The organism is Pseudomonas sp. EA_5y_Pfl2_R50 (genome assembly GCF_963970475.1).
Classification (GTDB): domain Bacteria; phylum Pseudomonadota; class Gammaproteobacteria; order Pseudomonadales; family Pseudomonadaceae; genus Aquipseudomonas.
The window spans coordinates 33,551-56,167 of the sequence record NZ_CAXAPT010000007.1; the positions used below are offsets into that span (position 1 = coordinate 33,551).

Sequence of the window (22,617 nt, forward strand, 5' to 3'; positions counted from 1 at the left end):
TTGTTTTCAAGGAATCTCTATGACTGCTGGCCTGCAAGGCTCGTTGATGGTGGACGTCGCCGGTACCTGGCTGACGGCTGAAGATCGCCAATTGTTACGTCAGCCCGAAGTGGGCGGCCTGATCATTTTTGCGCGCAACATCGAGCATCCGCGTCAGGTGCGCGAGCTCAGCGCAGCCATTCGTGCGATTCGCCCGGATCTGCTGCTGGCGGTGGATCAGGAGGGCGGTCGTGTGCAGCGCCTGCGCCAAGGCTTCGTCCGTCTGCCGGCCATGCGCGCCATCGCCGATAACCCGAATGCCGAATACCTCGCTGAGCAGTGCGGCTGGATCATGGCGACTGAAGTGCTGGCGGTCGGCCTCGACCTGAGCTTCGCACCCGTACTCGATCTCGATTACCAGCGCAGCGCTGTGGTCGGCACGCGTTCATTCGAAGGTGACCCGCAGCGCGCCGCATTGCTCGCCGGTGCATTCATTCGCGGCATGAACAGCGCGGGCATGGCCGCCACCGGCAAACACTTCCCCGGTCACGGCTGGGCGGAAGCGGATTCCCATGTGGCAATCCCGAATGACGAGCGCAGCCTCGACGAGATCCGCGCCAATGACCTCGTGCCTTTCGCCAGACTCAGCAAACAACTGGCCGCGATCATGCCGGCGCACGTCATCTATCCGCAGGTCGATTCGCAGCCAGCCGGTTTCTCCAGGCGTTGGCTTCAGGACATCCTGCGCGGTGAGTTGCAATTCGACGGGGTGATTTTCAGCGACGACTTGTCGATGGCCGGCGCCCACGTGGTCGGCGACGCTGCCAGTCGTATCGAAGCCGCGCTGACCGCCGGCTGCGACATGGGCCTGGTGTGCAACGACCGAGCGGCTGCCGAACTGGCCCTGAGCGCCGCACAACGCATGAAAGTCAAGCCGTCCGCGCGCATCGGCCGCATGCGCGGTCAGGCATTCGCCAGCACTGATTACCGTCAGGATCCGCGTTGGCTAACCGCTATCGGCGCGCTCAAGGACGCTCAACTGATCGATTAAGGAGTTTTCGTTATGACGGCTTACGCAATCATCGGTGGCACCGGACTGACCCAGCTGGAAGGCTTGACCATTCGTCAATCACTGGCGGTGGACACGCCCTACGGCGCACCGTCGGCAGAAGTGCAGGTTGGCGAGTACGCCGGCAAGGACGTGCTGTTCCTTGCCCGCCACGGCCATCCGCATCGTTTTGCGCCGCACAAGGTCAACTACCGCGCCAACGTGTGGGCGCTGAAACAGGCCGGCGCCGAAGCGATCATCGCGGTGAATGCCGTGGGCGGAATTCATTCGGCCATGGGCACCGGGCATTTCTGCGTGCCGCACCAGATCGTCGACTACACCAGTGGGCGTGAACATACCTTTTTCGCCGATGATCTGGAGCACGTCACGCACATCGACTTCAGTTTTCCCTACAGCGAACCGCTGCGTCAGCAATTGATTGCTGCGGTCGCCGCCGAAGGCTGCGAATACAGCGATCAGGGTGTGTATGCATGCACCCAGGGCCCGCGTCTGGAAACGGTCGCGGAGATCGTGCGCCTGGAGCGTGATGGCTGCGACATCGTCGGCATGACCGGCATGCCGGAAGCGGCGCTGGCCCGCGAGCTGGGGCTGGAGTACGCCTGTCTGGCGCTGGTGGTGAACCCTGCAGCGGGCAAGACCGCGCAAGTGATCACCATGGCCGAGATCGAACAGGCATTGCACGATGGCATCGGCAAGGTGAAATCGGTGTTGGCCCGTGTGCTGGCCGGCTAAGGACTGCCCATGAGCATGCTCATCGAACGGCTTAAGTCGTTGGCTTGGCCCCGGGCATTTACTAGCAGCGCGCTGGCCAAGGCCCGGGCTTATGCCGCCGATGATCGGGTAGAGATCATCGAGATCGATGACAGGAAGATCGAGGCGTTCTGCGTCGGTTCGGAAAATCAGGCGTATGAACAAAGCATTTATCTGCCCGAAGATCGGCTGGGTTCCGTCAACTTGCGTTGCCTATGCACCTGTCCTGTCTCAATCGACTGCAAACACTGCGCTGCGGTGCTCTATCACCTGCAGGGCAGTGATCATGAAGCGTCTGAAAGTGACGCACAGATCCAGTTGGGGCGGGCGCTGGAACATTGGCTTTCGACAATTCCCGTGCCGGCCAAGCCTGCCGAAGAAGGCGCGCAAACCGCAGGCACGCGCCTGTTTTACAAGCTCAAGCCAACGTCAGTGAGCGGCAAGTGGCTGCTCGATATTTTCAAGGTCGCCCAGCTCAAGAGCGGCGAGTTACGTGAAGTCAAACCGATATATTCGCTAGCGGAAATGCTCATGCGTCAGCCCGGCTACCTGTCCGAGCTGGATCTGCGCGTCGCCAGGCTGCTGGTTGCCATGCACTCCCACCACGCCTATTACAGCGGCTATCCGCTGGAAGGCAGCAGCGGTGCTGAACTGCTGGAAATGCTCCTGCGCACCTCGCGGCTTTTCCTCGATTTCGTGGATCTGCGACCGTTGGTGTCGGGATCGAAACGCATAGGCCAGTTCGCCTGGGTCGAGCAGGCCGACGGCGGGTTCCGCGCGCAGTGGAGCAGTGCCGAGGCCGCGCAGGAAACCGTTCTGGCACTGGAGCCGCTTTATTACCTGGATCGTGAACAGCGGCAGATTGGCCCTCTGTTCAATGAGCTGGAAGAAAAACTGGCCAGCCATTTGACTCTGGCGCCGGACATTCCAGCGCGTCAGGCGATGCAGTTCAGCCATCGCTTGAGCGCCGCGACGAGAATCCCGCCACCCCACCAACTGACCGAACGAGTCATCGACGACGTACTTCCGCAGCCGCAACTCATCCTCGTCAGCGGTCGGGAGCGATCACGCTGGGAATACATTCTTGAGCACCGCGCCGCTCTGGTGTTTACCTACAACGGCCAGCCGACGGTGGATCGCAACCCGGAAGTAATGATCCTCAACGGTACCGAAACCCAGCGCATTCAACGCCAGCCTGCGGTGGAAAAGAAACTGCGCCAGATTTTGCAAAAGCACGGCTTCAAGAAAGCCACCCGCAAGAGTTCGCTGGATCGTCCCGGCGAGATGTTCACCTTGCCGGATGATTCCGCCTGGCTCGAGTTTATGCACGAAGGGCTTGCCACGCTGCGCGCCTTGAACTGGGACGTCGAGATCAGTCCCGGCTTTCATTTCAATGTGCAGCCAGTCGAGCATTGGTACGCCGAGGTTGAGGAAGAGGCTGGCCATCAGTGGTTTGATTTGCAGTTGGGTATTGTCGTCAATGGCCAGCGCTACAGCTTGCTACCGATCATTCTGCACTTGTTGCGCACCCAGCCGCGCTTGCTGGACCCGGACAATCTGGCACAACGCAGCGATGACGAAAAACTCCTGATAGAACTGAAACCCAGCGGTTTTGGCGACCCATCGGGCGCCAAGGTCGCGCTGCCGCTGAGCCGGGTCAAACCGCTAATGGCCACGCTGGGCGAGTTGTACCTGGGCAGTCATCAGGGCGATGCACTGCGCTTGAGTGTCCCGGACGCCGCGCGCTTGAGTATGCTCGATGGCGTACCGCTGGATTGGCAGGGTGGCGAGCGGCTGCGCACCTTTGCCAAGCGCCTGCAGAACTCCAGTCACACCCACGTCGCTGCGCCGGCCGGCCTTAACGCGCAACTGCGCCCGTATCAGCTCGAAGGTCTGAACTGGATGCAAACCCTGCGCGAGCTTGAAGTAGGCGGCATTCTGGGCGATGACATGGGGCTGGGCAAAACGCTGCAAACCTTGGCGCATCTGCTCACGGAAAAACATGCCGGACGCCTCGATTTCCCGGCACTGGCGGTGATGCCGACCAGCCTGATTCCCAACTGGCTCGACGAGGCCGAGCGTTTCACCCCCCAGTTGAAAGTATTGGCGCTGCACGGCTCGGGGCGGCAAAAGGATTTTGCTGATCTGGCTGAGTATGATTTGGTACTGACTACTTACGCGTTGTTGCCGAGGGATCTGGAGGCCTTGCAGTCGCAGACGTGGAGCGTGCTTATTCTCGACGAAGCGCAGAACATCAAGAACCCGCTCAGCAAAGCTGCGCAGGCTGCGCGCGACTTGCAGGCCCGTCAGCGCTTGTGCCTGAGCGGCACGCCATTGGAAAACCACTTGGGCGAGCTTTGGTCGCAGTTTCATTTCCTCATGCCCGGTTGGCTCGGCGACAGCAAGTCCTTCAATCGCGATTACCGCACGCCAATCGAGAAGCACGGCAATGTTCAGCGCATGCAGCACCTGACAGCGCGCATCAAGCCGTTTTTGCTGCGCCGCAAAAAGGATCAGGTCGCCACTGAATTGCCACCGAAAACCGAAATTGTCCATTGGGTCGATCTCAGCGACGGCCAGCGCGACGTCTATGAAACCGTTCGTGTGGCGATGGACAAAAAAGTGCGCGAGGAAATTGCCCGCAGTGGCGTGGCGCGCAGTCAGATCATCATTCTTGATGCATTGCTCAAGCTGCGTCAGGTCTGTTGCGACTTGCGCCTGATCAACATGCCGCTGACGGCGAAGGCGCTGCGCTCCGGCAGTGGCAAGTTGGTCAGCTTGATGGAAATGCTTGAAGAGCTGCTCGGCGAAGGTCGGCGGATCCTGTTGTTTTCGCAGTTCACCTCGATGCTCGCCTTGATCGAGGAAGAATTGCAGCAACGTGACATTGGCTATTCGCTGCTGACCGGTGAAACCACGGATCGACGCACGCCGGTGAAGGATTTTCAGGGCGGCAAGGTGCCGCTGTTTCTGATCAGTTTGAAGGCCGGGGGTACCGGTTTGAACCTGACCGCTGCGGACACGGTGATTCACTTCGACCCTTGGTGGAATCCGGCGGTGGAGAATCAGGCCACTGATCGGGCGTATCGAATCGGGCAAAACAACCCGGTGTTCGTTTACAAGCTGATCGCTCGCGGCACGGTGGAGGAAAAAATACAGGCGCTGCAACAGGAGAAAGCGGCGTTGGCCGGAGCGGTGCTTGAGGGCGGGACGACGGGTGGCTGGAAATTGGAGCAGAGCGACATTGAGGCGCTGTTTGCGCCGTTGCCTGTTTCCAAGGACTGAGCTTCGGTTCTGAGCGTTAAACCGAGGTGACCCCATTCGCTAGCAGGGCTAGCTTGCTATCTGGCGACGCAGATCTCAACGCTTGTCGGACTTATCCGGCAACGGCGCAAACAGCGCTTCAATATCATCACTCTGCAACTTCCAGTCCCCGGCCTTGCGCCCATCCAGCACGCCCGCCGCCAAGTCGGATTTTTCCTTTTGCAGGTGCTGAATCTTCTCTTCCACCGTGCCGCGGGCAATCATCTTGTAGACGAATACCGGTTTTTCCTGGCCAATCCGATACGCGCGGTCGGTCGCCTGATTCTCGGTTGCCGGATTCCACCAAGGGTCGTAGTGAATCACCGTGTCCGCTTCGGTCAGGTTCAAACCGACGCCACCGGCCTTCAGGCTGATCAGAAAAATCTGACGCTTGCCGCTCTGGAACTCCTTGACCGGCGTGCGCCGATCACGGGTCTGGCCGGTCAACAGCGCATAGGACACGTTACGTTTTTTCAGCTCGTCCTCGATCAGTGACAGCATTGAGGTGAACTGCGAAAACAGCAGAATCCGCCGACCTTCCTCGAACAGTTCCTCAAGCATTTCCATCAGGCTGTCGAGCTTGCCCGAGGTGCTGCCGCGAGTGGGCAGGGGAGCGTCGTTGACCAGGCGCAAATCGCAGCAGACCTGACGCAGTTTGAGCAACGCTTCAAGAATGATGATCTGACTGCGCGCGACGCCTTTGCGGGTGATCTCGTCGCGGACTTTCTTGTCCATCGCCAGGCGCATCGTTTCGTACACATCACGCTGCGCTTCGTTGAGGTCGACCCAGTGGATGATTTCGGTTTTCGGCGGCAGTTCGGTGGCCACCTGCTCTTTGGTTCGACGTAACAGAAAGGGTTTTATCCTACCGTTGAGGTGCTGCAGTCTGACTTCGCTGCCGCGCTTTTCAATCGGTACGCGGTAATCGGCGTTGAAGCCTTTCACGTCGCCGAGCCAGCCCGGCAGCAGGAAGTGGAACAGTGACCACAGCTCGCCCAAGTGGTTTTCCAGCGGCGTGCCGCTCAGGCACAGGCGCTGGCGTGCATTCAGCTCGCGGGCCGCTTGTGCGGCTTTGCTGTTCGGGTTCTTGATGTATTGCGCTTCGTCCAGCACCAGTACATGCAGTGGTTGCTTGGCCAGATGTTCGACATCCTTGGGCAGCAAGGCGTAGGTGGTGAGGATCAGGTCGAAGTCGGCCAGGTGGTCGAAGTGCTTTTTGCGACTGGCACCGTACAGCGCGACCACGTTCAGTTGCGGCGTGAAGTGTGCCGCCTCATCGAGCCAGTTCGGGATCAGGCTGGTCGGCATCACCACCATGCACGGGCGATCCAGGCGCCCGGCATTTTTCTCGCTGAGAATATGCGCCAGGGTCTGTAGGGTTTTACCCAAACCCATGTCATCTGCGAGGATTCCGCCGACTTCCAGTTGCCGCAGCGATTGCATCCAGCTCAAGCCTTCGAGCTGATACGGGCGCAGCGTCGCATTCAGACCTTCCGGCGCCTCGGCACTGAAATCACGAATGTCGCGCAGGCGCTGCGCGAACGTGCGGATCTGCTCGCCACCCTCCCACAGCAGCGGCAGACCTTCGAGCGAATTGAGGCGCGTGGCATCCGCCTTGCTCAGACGCAAGGTGGTTTCGCCCGGTTCCTGCAAATAAAACTCGCCGAGCGTCATCAATACCGGTTTCAACCGCCCCAGCGGCAGCGCGACTTGCAACGGCCCGTGCTCGCTGTTGCGCTGCGCAATATTCACCAGAATCAGTTCATCATCGCGGCGGCGAGCCAAGCGTTCCGGGTTGAGAATCTCCGCGTGCGAGCGCATCAGGTTGAGCAGAATCGGCAGCAGGCTCAGGCGCTCGCCGTTGACGATGATTCCCAGCTCAAGATCAAACCAGTCGCGCTCCGGCGCCTGTTCGACCGTGGCGTACCAGTCATCTACCGCGGTCAGATCAAAGCCGAACTCCTCGTCGATCTGCAATTCCCAGCCTTGATTGCGTAGCTTCGGCAGATCGTTGAGGGTGAAGGTCAGCCAAGCGCTGTCGTTGACCATCTCGTAGAGCTCGCCGGCGCTTTCCGGCAGGGCTTTGCTCTGGCGTGTGGCAATGCGGAAACCGAGGATTCTTAACTGTTCGCGGTAGGACTGTTCGACATCCGGGTGACGTTTTATCCGCAGCGTCTGGGTTTCCTGGCGAATCAGGATATCGCTGTGTTTCTGCCCGCTGACGTATTCGTCCAGATAACTGAACGACAACGCCGCGCGATGCTGAATATAGCGCTGCATCTTGCCGTTACGCGGTTCGAAAGCGCTGAATTCGACGCTGGCCAGCCACAGGCGTGGCACCGGTTGCACGTTGTCCACCAGCACTTGCGGTGGCGCTTTCGGCCCACGGTTTTCCAGCACGGCTTGCAGTTTTTCCAATAGCTCGGCGTCTTTGGCGGCGGCGGGGTAGTCGAGGGTTTCCTGCACTTTCAGCAATACCGCTGCGCAGTGTTTGCAGTTGCTGCGAACCGGGCAGGTGCAGCCGGCATCCACCAGCAGCAAGGTGCCTTTGGCTGACTCGCGCAGGTGAATGGTCTGACGGTAGACGTTACCGCCAGAGCCTTCGCAACTGGCGGTGATGGTTGCATCGCCGACTTGCGCGATGCGAACCCGGTTTTCCAGGGCGTAGCGGCGGCCACGCTCCAGGCTCTGTTCCTTGAATCGGCTGACCCAGGAGGGCGCCAACGGTTTACTCAGCGGCGGGTTCATGAGGACTTCGATCAGTCCGGAACGACTTCAGGTGCTTCCCGTGGCGCAGGCGCGGTCAGGGAAGTGATCTTGATCAGCAGGGCCAAGTGGCCGTTGTCGAGGTAGTTGAGCTGGCCGTTCTTGGTGTGGCTGTCCTGTTTCAGCCGCTCGCTGGCGGTGACCAAGCCGTTGGCGTCGATCTGATTGACCCAGAAATCGGCGTTCACATCGGTGAAGCGGCCGAGTTTCATTTCCAGCGTACCCTCGATCGGGAACTGGCCGAATTGCTCCTGACCGTCGCTGACGGCCACTTTCGCCGGTGCTTCACCGAGAGTCTGCTGCCAGGCCTTGTGCATCAGCACGCTGTAGTCGCCGCTGGCGGTAAGTCTGCTCACCACATCATTCAGCGCGGGCGTGCGCTTGCTGTCATCGCCCAGGCGCTGGGCACCGGCAGCCCAGTCTTCCGGCGCGGCACGGCTGACGATGGCCGGCACGGCGTTCTGGCGGACCAGAATCATTTCGACCTGATACAGGTCATCGGCAAATGCCATCGGTGCTACGAAAGTCAGCAGCAGGGTCAGAGAGCGAAACAGGCGCATTGGGCGTCCTTCAAACAGATTTCGGGAGGAGGCGCTCAAACAGCGCCTCTACAGTATTAAAGCGCTCTTCCGGGCGTTCCATTGGCACCTGGAATTTGAACATCGTGGCGCCTTCGAATTTGTAGCGTTTTGGCTGGCTCTGGATCAATTTGATCAGGGTCATCGGGTCAACCGGTGTCTGCGCTTCGAATTCGATACGGCCACCTTGCGGCCCGCCATCGACCTTCTTGATGCCCAATTGCTCGGCCTGCAACTTCAGCGCGGTGATGCGCACAAGGTTCTTGGTCGGCTCCGGCAGCAGGCCGAAACGGTCGATCATCTCGACTTGCAGATCCTTCAGGCCTTCTTCATCGGTGGCCGACGCGATGCGCTTGTACAGAATCAGACGGGCGTGAACATCCGGCAGATAGTCTTCCGGAATCAGCGCCGGCACTCGCAGGTTGACCTCCGGGCCACCGCCCAGCGGTTGATCGAGATTCGGTTGCTCGCCTTTGCGGATCGATTTCACCGCGCGTTCCAGCATCTCCATATAGAGCGTGAAGCCAACGGCCTGAATCTGCCCGCTCTGACCGTCACCGAGCAGTTCGCCGGCGCCACGGATTTCCAGGTCGTTGGTCGCCAGCACGAAACCGGCGCCGAGATCCTGGGTGTTGGCGATGGCCTCCAGACGCTTTTCCGCATCCGAGGTGATTTGCTGGCGCGGCGGCGTCAGCAGGTACGCGTAAGCCTGGTGGTGACTGCGGCCAACGCGACCACGCAACTGGTGCAGTTGCGCCAGGCCGAACTTGTCGGCGCGCTCGATGATGATGGTGTTCGCGCTCGGCACGTCGATGCCGGTCTCGATGATGGTCGAGGCGATCAGCACGTTGAAGCGCTTGTGGTAGAAGTCGCTCATCACCTGTTCGAGTTCGCGCTCGCGCATCTGCCCGTGGCCGATGCCGATACGCGCTTCCGGTACCAGTTCGGCGAGGTCGGCGGCGCATTTTTCGATGGTCTTCACATCGTTGTGCAAGTAGTAAACCTGGCCGCCACGCAACAGTTCGCGCAGCAGGGCTTCCTTGACCGTGCTCTTGTTCTGCTCCATGACGAAGGTGCGCACCGACAGACGCCGCGCTGGCGGCGTGGCAATGATCGACAGGTCGCGCATACCCGACACCGCCATGTTCAATGTGCGCGGAATCGGCGTGGCGGTCAGTGTGAGGATGTCGACTTCGCTGCGCAGGGCCTTGAGCTGTTCTTTCTGACGGACACCGAAGCGGTGTTCTTCGTCGATGATCACCAGCCCGAGGTTTTTGATCTTCACATCATCGGACAGCAGCTTGTGAGTGCCGATGACGATGTCGATCTTGCCCTCGGCAAGATCCGCGATTGCCGCATTCACTTCCTTCGCCGACTTGAAGCGGCTCATCACCTCCACGGTCACAGGCCAGTCGGCGAAACGGTCGCGGAAGCTGTTGTAGTGCTGCTGGGCGAGCAGGGTGGTCGGCACCAGAATCGCCACCTGGCGGCCACCGTGCACGGCGATGAATGCCGCGCGCATGGCCACTTCGGTCTTGCCGAAACCGACGTCGCCGCAGACCAGTCGATCCATCGGTTTTGGCGCGAGCATATCTTCGCGCACGGCTTCGATGGTCGATTGCTGGTCCGGGGTTTCTTCGAACGGGAAGCCAGCGCTGAACGTTGCGTAATCGGCTTTGGGATCGGCGAACGCATAACCTTCGCGAGCGGCGCGGCGTGCATAGATGTCGAGCAGTTCGGCAGCGACATCGCGCACTTGTTCGGCGGCTTTGCGCTTGGCTTTCTGCCAGGTCTCGGAGCCGAGGCGGTGCAGTGGGGCCAGCGAGTCGTCGCTCCCGGTGTAGCGGGCGATCAAATGCAGGTTGGCCACCGGCACGTAGAGCTTGGCGTTCTCGGCGTATTCCAGGGTGAGGAACTCGGCAGCCTGATTGTCGATTTCCAGAATCGTCAGGCCCAGATAGCGCCCGACACCGTGATCGATGTGCACCACCGGCGCGCCTTCGCGCAGCTCAGTGAGATTCTTGATCACCGCATCGTTGTTGCCGTCGGCACGTTTCTCGCGACGCCGGCGCTGCATCACGCGCTGACCGAACAGCGGGCTTTCCGCGACCAGTGCCAGCGCCGGGTCATCCAGCATCAGGCCTTCGTCGAGCGGGGCAATGGTGATCGCCAGACGATCCTTGCTGGCGACAAAGTCCGGCCAGCTGTCGACTGTTTTCGGGCGCAGCTTCAGTCGATCAAGGAGCTCGAGCAGCACTTCGCGACGGCCCGCCGATTCGGCGGTGAACAACACCCGACCGGGGAACTCATCGAGGAACGCCGACAGCGCTGCCAGCGGTTGTGTGGCTTTGGCTTCGATTGCCAGATTCGGCAGTGCCTGTGCCGGGAAGCGCTCGCGGCCGGCGCCGCTTTCCACGTCCTGTTGACTGGCAACCACGCGCGGCCAGTTTTTCAAGCGGGCGAAGCAGTCCTCTACCGGCAGGAACAATTCCGCAGGTGGCAATAAAGGACGCGAAGGATCGACGCGGCGCTCTTCATAGCGATTGCGCACGTCGTTCCAGAAGTTTTCCGCCGCTTGCTCGATGCCTGGCAGGGAGAACACTTGCGTGTCTTGCGGCAGGTAGTCGAACAGGGTCGAGGTTTCGTCGAAGAACAGCGGCAGGTAGTACTCGATCCCCGCCGGGGTAATCCCGCTGCTCAGGTCCTGGAAGATCGGGCAGCGACGGAAGTCGACGTCGAAGCGCTCGCGAAACCGTGCCTTGAAGCGGGTGACCGCGTCTTTCTGAAGAGGAAACTCGCGGGCCGGCAGCAGCTTGACCGAATCGACCTTGTCGATGGAGCGCTGGTTTTCCGGGTCGAAGGTGCGCAGGGTTTCGATTTCGTCGTCGAACAGATCGATGCGATAGGGCAGTTTGCTGCCCATCGGGAACAGATCGATCAGTGCGCCACGCACGGTGAATTCGCCGTGCTCGTAGACCGTGTCGACGTAGCGATAGCCACTGGCTTCGAGGCGCGAGCGCATCTGTTCGACATCAAGTTTCTGGCCGACATCCAGCACCAGGCTGCTGCCGAGCAGGAATTTGGTCGGCGCGAGACGGTGCAGGGCGGTAGTGATCGGCACCACCAGCACGCCATGGGCCAGCTCCGGCAGCCTGTACAAGCTGGCGATGCGCTGGGAAATGATGTCCTGGTGCGGCGAGAACAGGTCGTAGGGCAGGGTTTCCCAGTCTGGGAAATGCAGAACGGGCAAATCCGGGGCGAAGAAACTCAGCTCCTGTTCCAGTCGTTCAGCGCTCTGGCTGTCGGCGGTCAGTAGCAGGGTGAAGCGCTTGGCAGCGCTGGCAGCCTCGGCAATCGCCAGGCTGAGGGCAGCACCGGGCAAATTGCCCCAATGCTGTTTACCTGCCTCGGCAGGGAGTAGCGGTAGACGCAGAACGGGCACGGAAGGTTGAGCTCCAGGCTTTGCGACAAAGTCGGTAATTGTAGCGGCGTCCGGTGCCGCCTGTCAGTTGCAGACTACGTCTATCTTCGCGGATTTGGCGAAATGTAGTGGTAACCATAAAAACGAGCAGTTTTTTTGTGGTTATGTAGTGCCGAAAGTGGGTGGTGTTACGGAGGGTTACAGACATCGTCTAACAGTCGTCGGAAAATTGACTGCGCTGGAAGCCCCGGATTTACTGGTCTGCAGAGGGGCGTATTTTTTTTGGAAGGAATTTTGTTACCGATTGCGCGACAAGCGCGCATTGCTACAAGAGGTTCTGAGCGGCATAATGTAGCCCCTTTTTTCTGCCCCTACATGTGGAAGGTTACCGTGACTCAGAAGCCCGACCAGTGTCTTGGTGAATGGATCGACCGTGAAGCACTCGCAGAAGCGATGATTCCGCTTATCGGTCAGCTCTACCGCAATAACAACGTGGTGAGCTCGATCTATGGCCGCAGCCTGATCAACCAGTCTGTCATCGCGATTCTCAAAGCTCACCGCTTTGCTCGCCACCGTTCTTCCGACGACAGCGAACTCTCCGTCCACGAAACATTCCCGCTGCTCAAGGCCATGAGCGAGCTCAAGCTCGGCGCGGCTTCGGTAGATCTGGGCAAGTTGGCGTTCAAATTCCGCAACGAAGGCAATGGCCGCAGCGCCGAGCAGTTCGTTCGTGAAGAAATGGCTGACGTGGTTGGTCAGCAAAATGCTTCCGCACGTAAAGGCACCGACGTTGTGCTGTACGGCTTCGGTCGTATCGGCCGTCTGCTGGCGCGTATCCTGATCGAGAAAACCGGTGGTGGCGACGGTCTGCGTCTGCGTGCCATCGTCGTGCGCAAAGGCGCCGAAAACGACCTGACCAAACGCGCCAGCCTGCTGCGCCGCGATTCGGTACACGGTTCGTTCAACGGCACCATCACCATCGACGAAGAAAACAACACCATCACCGCCAACGGTAACCTGATCCAGGTGATCTACGCGAAGAACCCGACTGAAGTGGATTACACCCAGTACGGCATCAAAGACGCGCTGCTGGTGGATAACACCGGTGTCTGGCGCGACGCTGATGGCCTGGGTCAGCACTTGCAGTGCCCGGGTATCGACCGCGTAGTTCTGACCGCGCCTGGCAAGGGCAAGCTGAAGAACATCGTTCACGGTATCAACCACAACGAAATCACCGCTGACGACAAGATCGTGTCCGCCGCTTCCTGCACCACCAACGCCATCGTGCCGGTGCTGAAAGCCGTGAATGACAAGTTCGGCATCATCAACGGTCACGTCGAAACCGTTCACTCGTACACCAACGACCAGAACCTGATCGACAACTTCCACAAGGGTGATCGCCGTGGCCGCAGCGCCGCGCTGAACATGGTCATCACCGAGACCGGTGCTGCGACCGCTGCTGCCAAGGCCCTGCCTGAGCTGGCTGGCAAGCTGACCGGTAACGCGATCCGTGTTCCGACGCCGAACGTGTCGATGGCTATTCTCAACCTCAACCTTGAGAAAGCCGCCACCCGTGAAGAGATGAACGAGTACCTGCGCTACATGGCGCTGCACTCCGATCTGCACAAGCAAATCGATTTCGTCAACTCGCAGGAAGTGGTTTCGACCGACTTCGTAGGCTCGCGCCACGCCGGTGTGGTCGATGCTGAAGCGACCATCGTTCAGGACAACCGCGTTGTTCTGTACGTCTGGTACGACAACGAGTTTGGCTATAGCTGCCAGGTTATCCGCGTGATGGAAGACATGGCTGATGTAAATCCGCCAGCGTTCCCGCGCTAAGCCTTAGCTGTACATGAAAACGCCCCGACTTTGGTCGGGGCGTTTTTTTTTGTGTGCCTTTTAGAGCTGTGTTGTCAGTACCGGCCCCTTCGCGAGCAGGGGATTGTCTGAGCGACACAGAACCAGTGTGGGAGCGAGCCTGCTCGCGAAAGCGTTCTATCGAGCGCCGCCGGGTATGGCCGCTTGCGCAGTGCGCAGTTCATGTTTATTGCCACGAAACAGAACCAGCGTCGCAATCAACCCCAATACCGCCGCGCCACTGAGCCAGATCCCCGGCGCAGCCTTGTTGTCCAGCACATGGATCAGATACGTACACGCCGCCGGGGTAAACCCGCCAAACGTCGCGGTCGCCAGGCTGTAGGCCAGCGAAAACCCCGTGGTACGCACTTCCACCGGCATGATCTCGGTCAGCGCCACCACCATCGCGCCGTTGTACGAGCCGTACAGGAACGACAGCCACAGCTCGACAATCAGCAAATGACTGAAGCTCGGGTTCGCCACCAGCCACGACAGGGCAGGGTAAGCGGTGAGAATCGCCAGAATTGTCGCCGCAAGCAGTAGGGGTTTACGCCCGATCTTGTCAGACACCGCACCCATTACCGGCAGCCAGAAGAAGTTGGAAAGGCCGATGCACACCGTCACCAGCAACGCATCGAGGTCAGACAAGTGCAACTCGGCCTTGCCGAAGGTCGGCGTGTAAGCGGTGATCAAGTAGAAAGACACCGTGGTCATCACCACCAGTGCCATGCCGGCGATAACGATGCCAAAGTTCTGACCAATCGAGCGGACAATCTCCTTCAGGTGAGGGCGGTTTTTTCTTGCCTGGAACTCCGGAGTTTCTTCCAGCGAACGGCGGATGACGAAGATCACCGGCACAATCATGCAGCCGATCAGGAACGGCACGCGCCAGCCCCATTCGCCCATTTGCGCCGGGCTCAGCCAATGGTTGAGACCGACGCCGAGCAACCCGGCAAAGACCACCGCCGCCTGTTGGCTGGCGGACTGCCAACTGACAAAGAAGCCCTTGCGGCCTGGCGTGGCGATCTCAGCCAGATACACCGACACGCCGCCGAGTTCGACGCCCGCCGAAAAGCCTTGCAACAACCGACCAAATAGCACGAGCAAGGGGGCTGCGACGCCAAGGGTGGCGTAGCCGGGCACGCAGGCAATCAGCACCGTGCCGGCCGCCATCAGTGCCAGCGTGATGATCAGGCCCTGGCGGCGTCCGTGACGGTCAATGTAGGCGCCGAGGAAGATCGCCCCCAGCGGACGCATCAGAAAGCCAGCGCCGAATGTGGCGAGCGAAAGCATCAGCGAAGCGAAGGCGCTGTCGGTCGGGAAGAACGTCTTGGCGATGGCCGTGGCGTAGAAGCCGTAGACCATGAAGTCGAACATTTCGAGGAAATTGCCGCTGACAACGCGAAAAATCGCTTTGCCATTGCCCGTGGTCGTGGACATGTTCAGTTACTCATTATTGGATTGTAAAAACGCGTAGCATCCGTTCGGAGCGAGCGGGCCCTTTAATCCATAATGGCCGTCGCGGTTTTGCGGAGAGATGAATAATTGTTCACTGGACGATGGCTTGGGCTCATGGTGGTCGCTGGCGTGCTGGTCGGCTGTGGCAATGGCGATTCTCTGGAGAGCTTTGGCGGGCCGACCATGGGCAGCACCTATTCAATCAAGTACGTGCGCCACGCCGGTCTGGCCGAGCCTGGGAAAGTTCGCGGCGAAGTAGAAGGCATCCTCGCCGAAGTTGATCGCCAGGTGTCCACTTACCGCAGCGATTCGGAGATCGAACGCTTCAATGCATTACCCGCCAACAGTTGTCAGAAAATGCCCGAGGCAGTGCTTGAACTGATCCGCGTGGGCGAGCAGTTGTCAGTGCAAAGCGAAGGTTCCTACGACCTGACAGTTGAGCCGTTGATGAATCTGTGGGGGTTCGGCCCGCAAGGTCGCGAAGAGAAAATTCCTGGCGCCGCCACTCTTGCTGAAGTGATGCAAAGGATCGGCCATCAACATTTGCATATCGAGGGCGAGCGGTTATGCAAGGACGCGCCGGTAGAAGTCGACTTCAACAGTATTGCCGCCGGGTATGCCGTCGATACCATCGCCGCCCGGCTCGACGCCATGGGTGTCCACGATTACCTCGTCGAGGCCACGGGTGAGTTGAAGGCAAAAGGGAAAAAAACCGACGGATCGCCTTGGCGCATCGCCCTGGAAGAACCTCGCGATGATCAGCAGGTGGCCGAGCGCATCATCAATGTCGACGGCTACGGTGTGTCCACCTCCGGCGACTACCGCAACTATTTCCTGCAGGAGGGCCGGCGTTATTCCCACGCCTTCGATGCCCGTAACGGTGCGCCCGTCCTACACAATCTGGCGTCAGTCACGGTGATTCATCCTTCAGCGTTGATGGCCGATGGACTATCGACGCTGTTGCTTATTCTCGGCCCGGAAAGGGCGTGGGACTATGCCGAAAAACATGACGTTGGTGCATTCTTTGTCATTCGTGCCGATACAGGTTTTGTCATTCGCACCAGCCGCACTTTTGAAAGGCTCAGTGGCGCAAAAAACTGACTGGGAACAATACGAAAGCTGGCGTTGTAGTGCAGGCAAAAGTAGCCTACGACGCGACCAAGGGTTAATGTGCGCGGCGTTGACGCTTCTATAGACTGTGTCCGGGTTCTTGATTGACCCCCAATTGTTCCTTCACGCCGCCGTTCGGCGTGATTTAGCCGCCGGTGCTGCTGGCACCGCGGCCTGTTCTGAGGAGTACGCATGGCTGTCTACAACTACGACGTGGTGGTGCTGGGTTCCGGCCCGGCGGGAGAAGGCGCGGCAATGAACGCCGCCAAAGCAGGGCGCAAGGTCGCGATGGTCGACAGCCGTCGCCAGGTCGGCGGCAACTGCACCCACCTCGGCACCATCCCGTCCAAGGCACTGCGTCACTCGGTGCGGCAGATCATGCAGTTCAACACCAACCCGATGTTCCGGGCCATCGGTGAGCCGCGCTGGTTTTCCTTCCCGGACGTGTTGAAGAGCGCCGAGAAAGTCATTTCCAAACAGGTCGCCTCGCGTACCGGCTACTACGCCCGTAACCGCGTCGACGTGTTCTTTGGCACCGGCAGCTTCGCTGACGAACAAACCATTGAAGTGGTGTGCGGCAACGGCGTAGTCGAAAAACTGGTGGCCAAGCACATCATCATCGCCACCGGCTCGCGCCCCTATCGCCCGGCGGACATCGATTTCCACCACCCGCGTATCTACGATAGCGACACCATCCTCAGCCTCGGCCACACCCCGCGCAAACTCATCGTCTATGGCGCTGGCGTGATCGGTTGCGAATACGCGTCGATCTTCAGTGGTCTGGGTGTGCTGGTTGAGCTGGTTGACAACCGTGGTCAGTTGCTGAGCTTCCTCGACTCGGAAATCTCCCAGGCGTTGAGCTACCACTTCAGCAACAACAACATCACTGTGCGTCATAACGAAGAGTACGACCGCGTTGAAGGCGTCGACAATGGTGTGATCCTGCACCTCAAGTCCGGCAAAAAGATCAAGGCCGACGCCTTGCTCTGGTGCAACGGCCGTACCGGCAATACCGACACGTTGGGTCTGGAAAACATCGGCGTCAAGGTCAACAGCCGTGGCCAGATCGAAGTCGACCAGAACTACCGCACCTGCGTCGAGAATATCTACGGTGCCGGTGACGTGATCGGCTGGCCGAGCCTGGCCAGTGCCGCCCACGACCAGGGCCGTTCGGCCGCTGGCAGCATCGTTGATAACGGTAGCTGGCGCTTTGTGAATGACGTGCCGACCGGCATCTACACCATTCCGGAGATCAGCTCGATCGGCAAGAACGAGCAGGAGCTGACTCAGGCCAAAGTGCCATACGAAGTCGGCAAGGCGTTCTTCAAAAGCATGGCGCGTGCGCAGATCGCCGGCGAGCCGCAAGGCATGCTGAAGATCCTGTTCCACCGGGAAACCCTGGAAGTGCTGGGCGTTCACTGCTTCGGTTATCAGGCATCGGAGATCGTCCATATCGGTCAGGCGATCATGAACCAGCCGGGCGAACTGAACACCCTGAAGTACTTCGTCAACACCACCTTCAACTACCCGACCATGGCCGAAGCCTATCGGGTAGCGGCGTATGATGGCCTCAACCGGCTTTTTTGACGGGCTCCGGCCGGTGGCCTGAGCCGGCCGGGGAGACCGATTTCAGCAATTCTCGAGCGTGGCAGTGGCCAAACCGGGAAAGTCTGTAATCAGGCTGTCAACGCCGAAGTCGGCGAGTCTGCGCATCAGTGCAGGCTCGTTGACGGTCCAGACGGACACATGCAGCCCCTGACGCTGCGCCTTCTGCAGGCGTTCCGGGGTACACAGCGTCCAGTTCAGCGCAAGAATCTCACAGCCGTAACTGGCCGCAACCTTCAGCGGGTCGAGCCAGGCGTATTCGGCGACCAGTCCACGCGAAACATCCGGCACCAGATCCAGCGCCGCTTTCAGCACTTCCCGCGAACTCGAGGTGATCGTCACCTTGTCGAGCAGGCCATGACGCTGGGCCATTTCACGAATCGCCAGCACTGTGGTGGCCGCGCGAGTACGCGAAGCGCTTTTCACCTCGAGCTGCCAGTGCTCGAAATCGCATTTCTCGAACAGTTCTTCCAGTGTTGGAATCGGGCACGGCTTGATCCAGCCCGGGCCGCCCTTGCGCGCGTCGTAAGTCACGAGCTCGGCGGCGGTGTGTTCGACGACTTTGCCGCGCCGTTCCGTGGTGCGCTTGAGGGTCGGGTCGTGGATCACCATCAGCTCGCCGTCCTTGGACAGATGCAGATCCAGTTCGCAGCGGCGCACGCCGTGCTTGAGACACTCCTGAAAACTGCTCAGGGTGTTTTCCGGTGCTTCGCCCTTGGCGCCGCGGTGGCCGTAGATGAGGGTCACGGTGCTTCCTTAAATTAAATGCCTGATTCGTTTTGTTCGCGGGCCAGGCGTCGTTCCTGGGCCTGCTTCTGCAAGATATAGCGGGCGAGCAACTGGCGCTGGGCATCGGTCAGGTGTTCGAACTCGGTGCCGATGTCATAGCCGTCGCCCTTGCGGTCGCAATGGGTGACGCGGGCGCGCAGCAGCAGGCCCAGCGCCTGGGGCATCAGCACCAGTTTCACCGACAGGTGCGCACCGGTGGCAATCGGATTGGGGTATTGGAAGTCGATCCCGCCTTCGGAGATGATCACCGGCTGCGGCTCGCCGATGTGGCCGAGCACGGTCAGGGCGACCACCTGACTGAGCAGGTCGATGCGTTTGTTCTGGGATTTCAGGAACGCGGCAATGGCCCGGTCGCGCTCGCTGATCTGGCGCAACAGGTGCTGCGACTCGAATTCGCTCAGGTGCAGTTCACTGAGCAGGTTGAAGAGTGGGGAAGCATCCTGCAACACTTCCTGGCCTGCGGCTTCGGGAGCGGACAGGGGCTGAATTTCCAGTGCGATCGTGTCCTCGATACGGTAGTATTCGCGGCGATCTTCTTCATCTAATGTCGACATGGCGAACCCATGGTAGCGGCGGTGGTCTGAGTGTAAAGCTGGTTATCGACCCCCGCCACAAGGACGTTCCTTTTCCCTCCGAACAAGCCCCGACATGTTCAGACCTCTCTTCGTATTTATCGGCACGCGTTATACCCGTGCAAAGCGTCGCAATCATTTTGTGTCATTCATTTCCCTGACTTCGATGATCGGGCTCGCCCTTGGCGTGGTCGTGATGATCGTCGTACTGTCGGTGATGAATGGCTTCGACCATGAGATGCGCACCCGCGTGCTGGGCATGGTGCCCCACGCGACCATTGAATCCACTGAGCCGATCAACGATTGGCAAAGCCTGGCCACCAAGGTCAAACAGAACCCGCAGGTGACGGCGGTTGCGCCGTTCACCCAGATGCAGGGCCTGCTGACCAATAACGGTCAGGTTTCCAAGGTGTTGCTCAACGCCATCGACCCTGCGCTCGAGCGCAACGTGTCGATCATCGACAACTTCATGAAGCAGGGCAAACTCGACGATTTGACGCCCGGCAGCTTCGGCATCGTCATCGGCGACAAGGCCGCGACCAAGCTCGGCGTCGGCCTCGGTGACAAGGTTACCTTCGTCGCGCCGGAAGTCAGCGTGACCCCGGCGGGGATGTTCCCGCGCATGAAGCGCTTCACCGTAGTCGGCATTTTCCATGTCGGCGCTGGTGAGCTCGATGGTTACCTGGGCGTCACCAACCTGCAGGATCTGGCGAAGATGCACCGCTGGAAGCCTGATCAGGTGCAGGGTATCCGCCTCAAGTTCGACGACCTGTTCCAGGCGCCGCGTGTGGCGTGGAATATCGCCCAGCAGTTGGGTGAAGACCATTACTACGCCCGCGACTGGACGCGCACCCACGGCAATCTTTATCAGGCCATCCGCATGGAAAAAGCCATGATCGGCCTGCTGCTGTTGCTGATCGTCGCGGTCGCTGCGTTCAACATCATTTCCACACTGGTGATGGTGGTGAACGACAAGAAGGGTGACATCGCCATTCTGCGCACCCTCGGTGCGACGCCGGGCACGATCATGCGCACGTTCATGGTGCAAGGCACGGTGATCGGTGTGGTCGGTACGGCGATTGGCGCGGTGGTCGGCATTTTCGCCGCACTTAATGTCAGCGCGGCGATCTCGGCACTGGAAGGCCTGATCGGCCACAAATTCCTTAATGCTGACGTGTATTTCATTGATTATCTTCCGTCGCAGGTGCAGAGCCAGGACGTGGTCATGGTCTGTGCCGCTGCGTTGGTCCTGAGTTTTCTCGCCACCCTGTATCCAGCCTGGCGTGCCGCGCGCACCCAGCCGGCGGAGGCGCTACGTTATGAGTGAGTCGGGCATGAGTGAACAAGCAATCCTGAGCTGCCGCAACCTGGGCAAGTCCTACGAGGAAGGCCCGGAATCGGTAGAAGTGCTGGCCGGCCTGCAACTGGAGTTGCATCCGGGCGAGCGTGTAGCAATCGTCGGCACCTCGGGTTCGGGCAAAAGTACTTTGCTTAACCTGCTCGGCGGCCTCGATACGCCAACCAAGGGCAGCGTCTGGCTCGACGGCGAAGAACTGTCGGCCCTGAGCGAGAAGAAGCGTGGCCTGCTGCGTAACCGTTCGCTCGGTTTCGTTTACCAGTTCCACCACTTGCTGCCGGAATTCACTGCGCTGGAAAACGTCTGCATGCCGCTGTTGATTGGCAAGACGCCAATCCCGGAGGCCCGTCAGCGTGCCACGGCATTGCTGGAGCGCGTCGGCCTCGGCCATCGTCTGGAGCACAAGCCGGCGGAACTGTCCGGGGGTGAACGTCAGCGTGTGGCCATCGCCCGTGCGCTGGTGAACAAGCCAGGCTTGGTGATGCTCGACGAGCCAACCGGCAACCTCGACTCCCACACCGCCCAGGGCATTCAGGATTTGATGCTGGAACTCAGTACCTCGATGCGCACGGCGTTTCTGGTGGTGACTCACGACATGAACCTGGCCCGCCAGATGGACCGCGTACTGCACCTGCAAGAAGGTTGCCTCACGCCTGTCTGATTGGCTGAAACCCGGCGGCTGTAAAGGCGCCGGGTCTTTTATTTTTATACGGTGCCCCAGCGAATGTTCAGACCGTTATCGATCTTTATCGGCACGCGCTATACCCGCGCCAAGCGCCGCAATCGCTTTGTTTCGTTCATTTCGATGACCTCGATGATCGGCCTCGCCCTCGGCGTGCTGGCGATGATCGTGGTGTTGTCGGTGATGAATGGCTTCCAGCGCGAAATGAGCTCGCGCATCCTTGGCATGGTGCCGCACGCGACCATCGTCGGCGTGAAGCCGATTGATGACTGGCAGCCCGTGGCCGCCGCTGCCATGAAAAATCCTGAGGTGACTGCCGCTGTGCCGTTCACTGAAATGGAAGGCATGCTCTCCTACAAGGGGTTGATGCAGCCGATCCAGATCAGCGGCGTCGATCCGGCGCAGGAAGGCAAGGTGTCCATCGTCGCCCAGCACATTGTGCAGGGCCGTCTCGATGCCTTGAAGCCGGGCGAGTTCGGCGTGGTGATTGGTGAAATCACTGCGCGGCGCTTCCGCCTCAATGTCGGCGACAAGATCACCCTGATCGTGCCGGAAGTCAGCACTGCGCCGGGTGGGATTACTCCGCGCATGCAGCGTTTGAACGTGGTCGGCGTGTTCAAGGTTGGCGCCGAGCTGGACGGCTCGATGGGCCTGATCCACGTGGCGGATGCCGCAACCATGCAGCATTGGGAACCGAATCAGGTGCAGAGCGTGCGTCTGGCTGTGAAGGATCTGTACGCGGCACCGAAGGTTTCCTCGGACATTGCCGCCGGGCTGGGTGCCGGGTTCAAGGCTGACGACTGGACCCATACCCAGGGCAGCCTGTTCAGCGCGATGAAAATGGAAAAAACCATGATCGGCCTGCTGTTGCTGATGATCGTCGCGGTGGCGGCGTTCAACATCATCGCGACGCTGATCATGGTGGTAAACGACAAGGGCGCGGACATCGCGATCCTGCGCACCATCGGCGCCACTCCTCGACAGATCATGGCGATTTTCATGGTGCAAGGCACGGTGATCGGCATCGTCGGCACCATGATTGGCGGCGTGCTGGGCGTGATCGCCGCGCTGAATGTCAGTGAGATGGTCGGCTGGGTCGAGCGGGTGACCGGACAGCATATCTTCAGTTCCGACGTGTATTTCGTCAGCAATCTGCCGTCGGAATTGCAGGGCGGGGATGTGCTGTTGATCTGCTCGGCGGGCTTTATCCTGAGCTTCCTGGCGACGGTGTATCCCGCCTGGCGCGCGGCGAAGATCGAGCCGGCTCACGCCCTGCGATATTCGTGACTTTCTAGACCGCTTTCGCGAGCAAGCCCGCTCC

General features: G+C 59.9%; 15 protein-coding genes. 9 read left to right on the top strand and 6 right to left on the bottom strand.

The window, feature by feature from the left end; all coding sequences use genetic code 11:
* The first annotated feature begins 19 nt into the window (after nucleotides 1-19).
* From nagZ to AACY19_RS13605, 3 genes are read left to right on the top strand one after another with little or no spacing between them, the layout of a single operon-like run.
* On the top strand, nucleotides 20-1,030 hold the full coding sequence (nagZ, locus tag AACY19_RS13595; protein WP_339450917.1) for a beta-N-acetylhexosaminidase: 1,011 nt from the start codon (nucleotides 20-22) through the stop codon (nucleotides 1,028-1,030).
* 12 nt (nucleotides 1,031-1,042) lie between these two features.
* Nucleotides 1,043-1,780 carry an S-methyl-5'-thioinosine phosphorylase gene (locus AACY19_RS13600; RefSeq protein ID WP_339450919.1) on the top strand — a complete coding sequence of 246 codons (738 nt, stop codon included), beginning with the start codon at nucleotides 1,043-1,045 and terminating at the stop codon, nucleotides 1,778-1,780.
* Nucleotides 1,781-1,789: 9 nt separating this feature from the next.
* Nucleotides 1,790-5,083: a DEAD/DEAH box helicase gene (locus tag AACY19_RS13605; RefSeq protein WP_339450921.1), complete on the top strand. Its 3,294-nt coding sequence runs from the start codon at nucleotides 1,790-1,792 to the stop codon at nucleotides 5,081-5,083.
* Nucleotides 5,084-5,158: 75 nt separating this feature from the next.
* Here the strand turns inward: AACY19_RS13605 and AACY19_RS13610 are convergent, their stop codons facing one another.
* Genes AACY19_RS13610 through mfd form a run of 3 tightly spaced genes read right to left on the bottom strand, consistent with a single transcriptional unit; the run spans nucleotide 5,159 to nucleotide 11,887 of the window.
* A complete protein-coding gene (locus AACY19_RS13610) occupies nucleotides 5,159-7,849 on the bottom strand; it encodes a DEAD/DEAH box helicase (RefSeq protein WP_339450923.1) in 2,691 nt (896 codons plus the stop codon).
* Nucleotides 7,850-7,860: 11 nt separating this feature from the next.
* Nucleotides 7,861-8,427, bottom strand: coding sequence for a CsiV family protein (locus tag AACY19_RS13615; protein ID WP_339450925.1), 567 nt, complete (start codon nucleotides 8,425-8,427; stop codon nucleotides 7,861-7,863).
* 10 nt (nucleotides 8,428-8,437) lie between these two features.
* Nucleotides 8,438-11,887, bottom strand: coding sequence for a transcription-repair coupling factor (gene mfd / locus AACY19_RS13620; protein WP_339450927.1), 3,450 nt, complete (start codon nucleotides 11,885-11,887; stop codon nucleotides 8,438-8,440).
* A gap of 354 nt (nucleotides 11,888-12,241) precedes the next feature.
* Here mfd and AACY19_RS13625 point away from each other — a divergent pair, with 354 nt between their 5' ends.
* Nucleotides 12,242-13,705: a glyceraldehyde-3-phosphate dehydrogenase gene (locus AACY19_RS13625; RefSeq protein ID WP_339450929.1), complete on the top strand. Its 1,464-nt coding sequence runs from the start codon at nucleotides 12,242-12,244 to the stop codon at nucleotides 13,703-13,705.
* A gap of 156 nt (nucleotides 13,706-13,861) precedes the next feature.
* Here the strand turns inward: AACY19_RS13625 and AACY19_RS13630 are convergent, their stop codons facing one another.
* Nucleotides 13,862-15,163: an MFS transporter gene (locus AACY19_RS13630; protein WP_339450931.1), complete on the bottom strand. Its 1,302-nt coding sequence runs from the start codon at nucleotides 15,161-15,163 to the stop codon at nucleotides 13,862-13,864.
* Between the two features lie 132 nt (nucleotides 15,164-15,295).
* Here AACY19_RS13630 and AACY19_RS13635 point away from each other — a divergent pair, with 132 nt between their 5' ends.
* Entirely contained in the window at nucleotides 15,296-16,282 is a 987-nt protein-coding gene (locus AACY19_RS13635) for an FAD:protein FMN transferase (protein ID WP_339450933.1), read from the top strand.
* A 201-nt stretch (nucleotides 16,283-16,483) separates the two neighbouring features.
* Nucleotides 16,484-17,878 carry a Si-specific NAD(P)(+) transhydrogenase gene (gene sthA / locus AACY19_RS13640; protein ID WP_016775479.1) on the top strand — a complete coding sequence of 465 codons (1,395 nt, stop codon included), beginning with the start codon at nucleotides 16,484-16,486 and terminating at the stop codon, nucleotides 17,876-17,878.
* Between the two features lie 42 nt (nucleotides 17,879-17,920).
* Here sthA and AACY19_RS13645 read toward each other — a convergent pair whose 3' ends face one another.
* Complete coding sequence (locus AACY19_RS13645; protein WP_007910500.1) at nucleotides 17,921-18,643, bottom strand: glycerophosphodiester phosphodiesterase; 723 nt, start codon at nucleotides 18,641-18,643, stop codon at nucleotides 17,921-17,923.
* Nucleotides 18,644-18,657: 14 nt separating this feature from the next.
* Nucleotides 18,658-19,239, bottom strand: a complete 582-nt coding sequence (locus tag AACY19_RS13650; protein ID WP_339450936.1) for a PilZ domain-containing protein — start codon at nucleotides 19,237-19,239, stop codon at nucleotides 18,658-18,660.
* Between the two features lie 94 nt (nucleotides 19,240-19,333).
* Here AACY19_RS13650 and AACY19_RS13655 point away from each other — a divergent pair, with 94 nt between their 5' ends.
* The 3 genes from AACY19_RS13655 (at nucleotide 19,334) to AACY19_RS13665 (ending at nucleotide 22,583) form a co-directional block, all read left to right on the top strand.
* Nucleotides 19,334-20,584, top strand: a complete 1,251-nt coding sequence (locus AACY19_RS13655; protein WP_339450938.1) for a lipoprotein-releasing ABC transporter permease subunit — start codon at nucleotides 19,334-19,336, stop codon at nucleotides 20,582-20,584.
* Entirely contained in the window at nucleotides 20,577-21,275 is a 699-nt protein-coding gene (gene lolD, locus AACY19_RS13660) for a lipoprotein-releasing ABC transporter ATP-binding protein LolD (RefSeq protein WP_445262307.1), read from the top strand. Before AACY19_RS13655 ends, lolD begins: the two co-directional genes overlap by 8 nt.
* 63 nt (nucleotides 21,276-21,338) lie before the next feature.
* The gene (locus AACY19_RS13665) at nucleotides 21,339-22,583 is read left to right on the top strand and encodes a lipoprotein-releasing ABC transporter permease subunit (protein ID WP_339450942.1); all 1,245 of its coding nucleotides are present in this window, start codon (nucleotides 21,339-21,341) and stop codon (nucleotides 22,581-22,583) included.
* Nucleotides 22,584-22,617: the final 34 nt, after the last annotated feature.

Bases quoted from the DNA above. Each gene is read 5' to 3' on its own strand.
- AACY19_RS13600 (WP_339450919.1), top strand. From the start codon at position 1,043: ATGACGGCTTACGCAATCATCGGTGGCACCGGACTGACCCAGCTGGAA.
- AACY19_RS13625 (WP_339450929.1), top strand. From the start codon at position 12,242: ATGTGGAAGGTTACCGTGACTCAGAAGCCCGACCAGTGTCTTGGTGAA.
- AACY19_RS13665 (WP_339450942.1), top strand. From the start codon at position 21,339: ATGTTCAGACCGTTATCGATCTTTATCGGCACGCGCTATACCCGCGCC.
- lolD (WP_445262307.1), top strand. From the start codon at position 20,577: ATGAGTGAGTCGGGCATGAGTGAACAAGCAATCCTGAGCTGCCGCAAC.
- AACY19_RS13605 (WP_339450921.1), top strand. From the start codon at position 1,790: ATGAGCATGCTCATCGAACGGCTTAAGTCGTTGGCTTGGCCCCGGGCA.
- AACY19_RS13630 (WP_339450931.1), bottom strand. From the start codon at position 15,163: ATGTCCACGACCACGGGCAATGGCAAAGCGATTTTTCGCGTTGTCAGC.
- AACY19_RS13655 (WP_339450938.1), top strand. From the start codon at position 19,334: ATGTTCAGACCTCTCTTCGTATTTATCGGCACGCGTTATACCCGTGCA.
- sthA (WP_016775479.1), top strand. From the start codon at position 16,484: ATGGCTGTCTACAACTACGACGTGGTGGTGCTGGGTTCCGGCCCGGCG.
- AACY19_RS13650 (WP_339450936.1), bottom strand. From the start codon at position 19,239: ATGTCGACATTAGATGAAGAAGATCGCCGCGAATACTACCGTATCGAG.
- nagZ (WP_339450917.1), top strand. From the start codon at position 20: ATGACTGCTGGCCTGCAAGGCTCGTTGATGGTGGACGTCGCCGGTACC.
- AACY19_RS13610 (WP_339450923.1), bottom strand. From the start codon at position 7,849: ATGAACCCGCCGCTGAGTAAACCGTTGGCGCCCTCCTGGGTCAGCCGA.
- AACY19_RS13635 (WP_339450933.1), top strand. From the start codon at position 15,296: ATGGTGGTCGCTGGCGTGCTGGTCGGCTGTGGCAATGGCGATTCTCTG.
- AACY19_RS13615 (WP_339450925.1), bottom strand. From the start codon at position 8,427: ATGCGCCTGTTTCGCTCTCTGACCCTGCTGCTGACTTTCGTAGCACCG.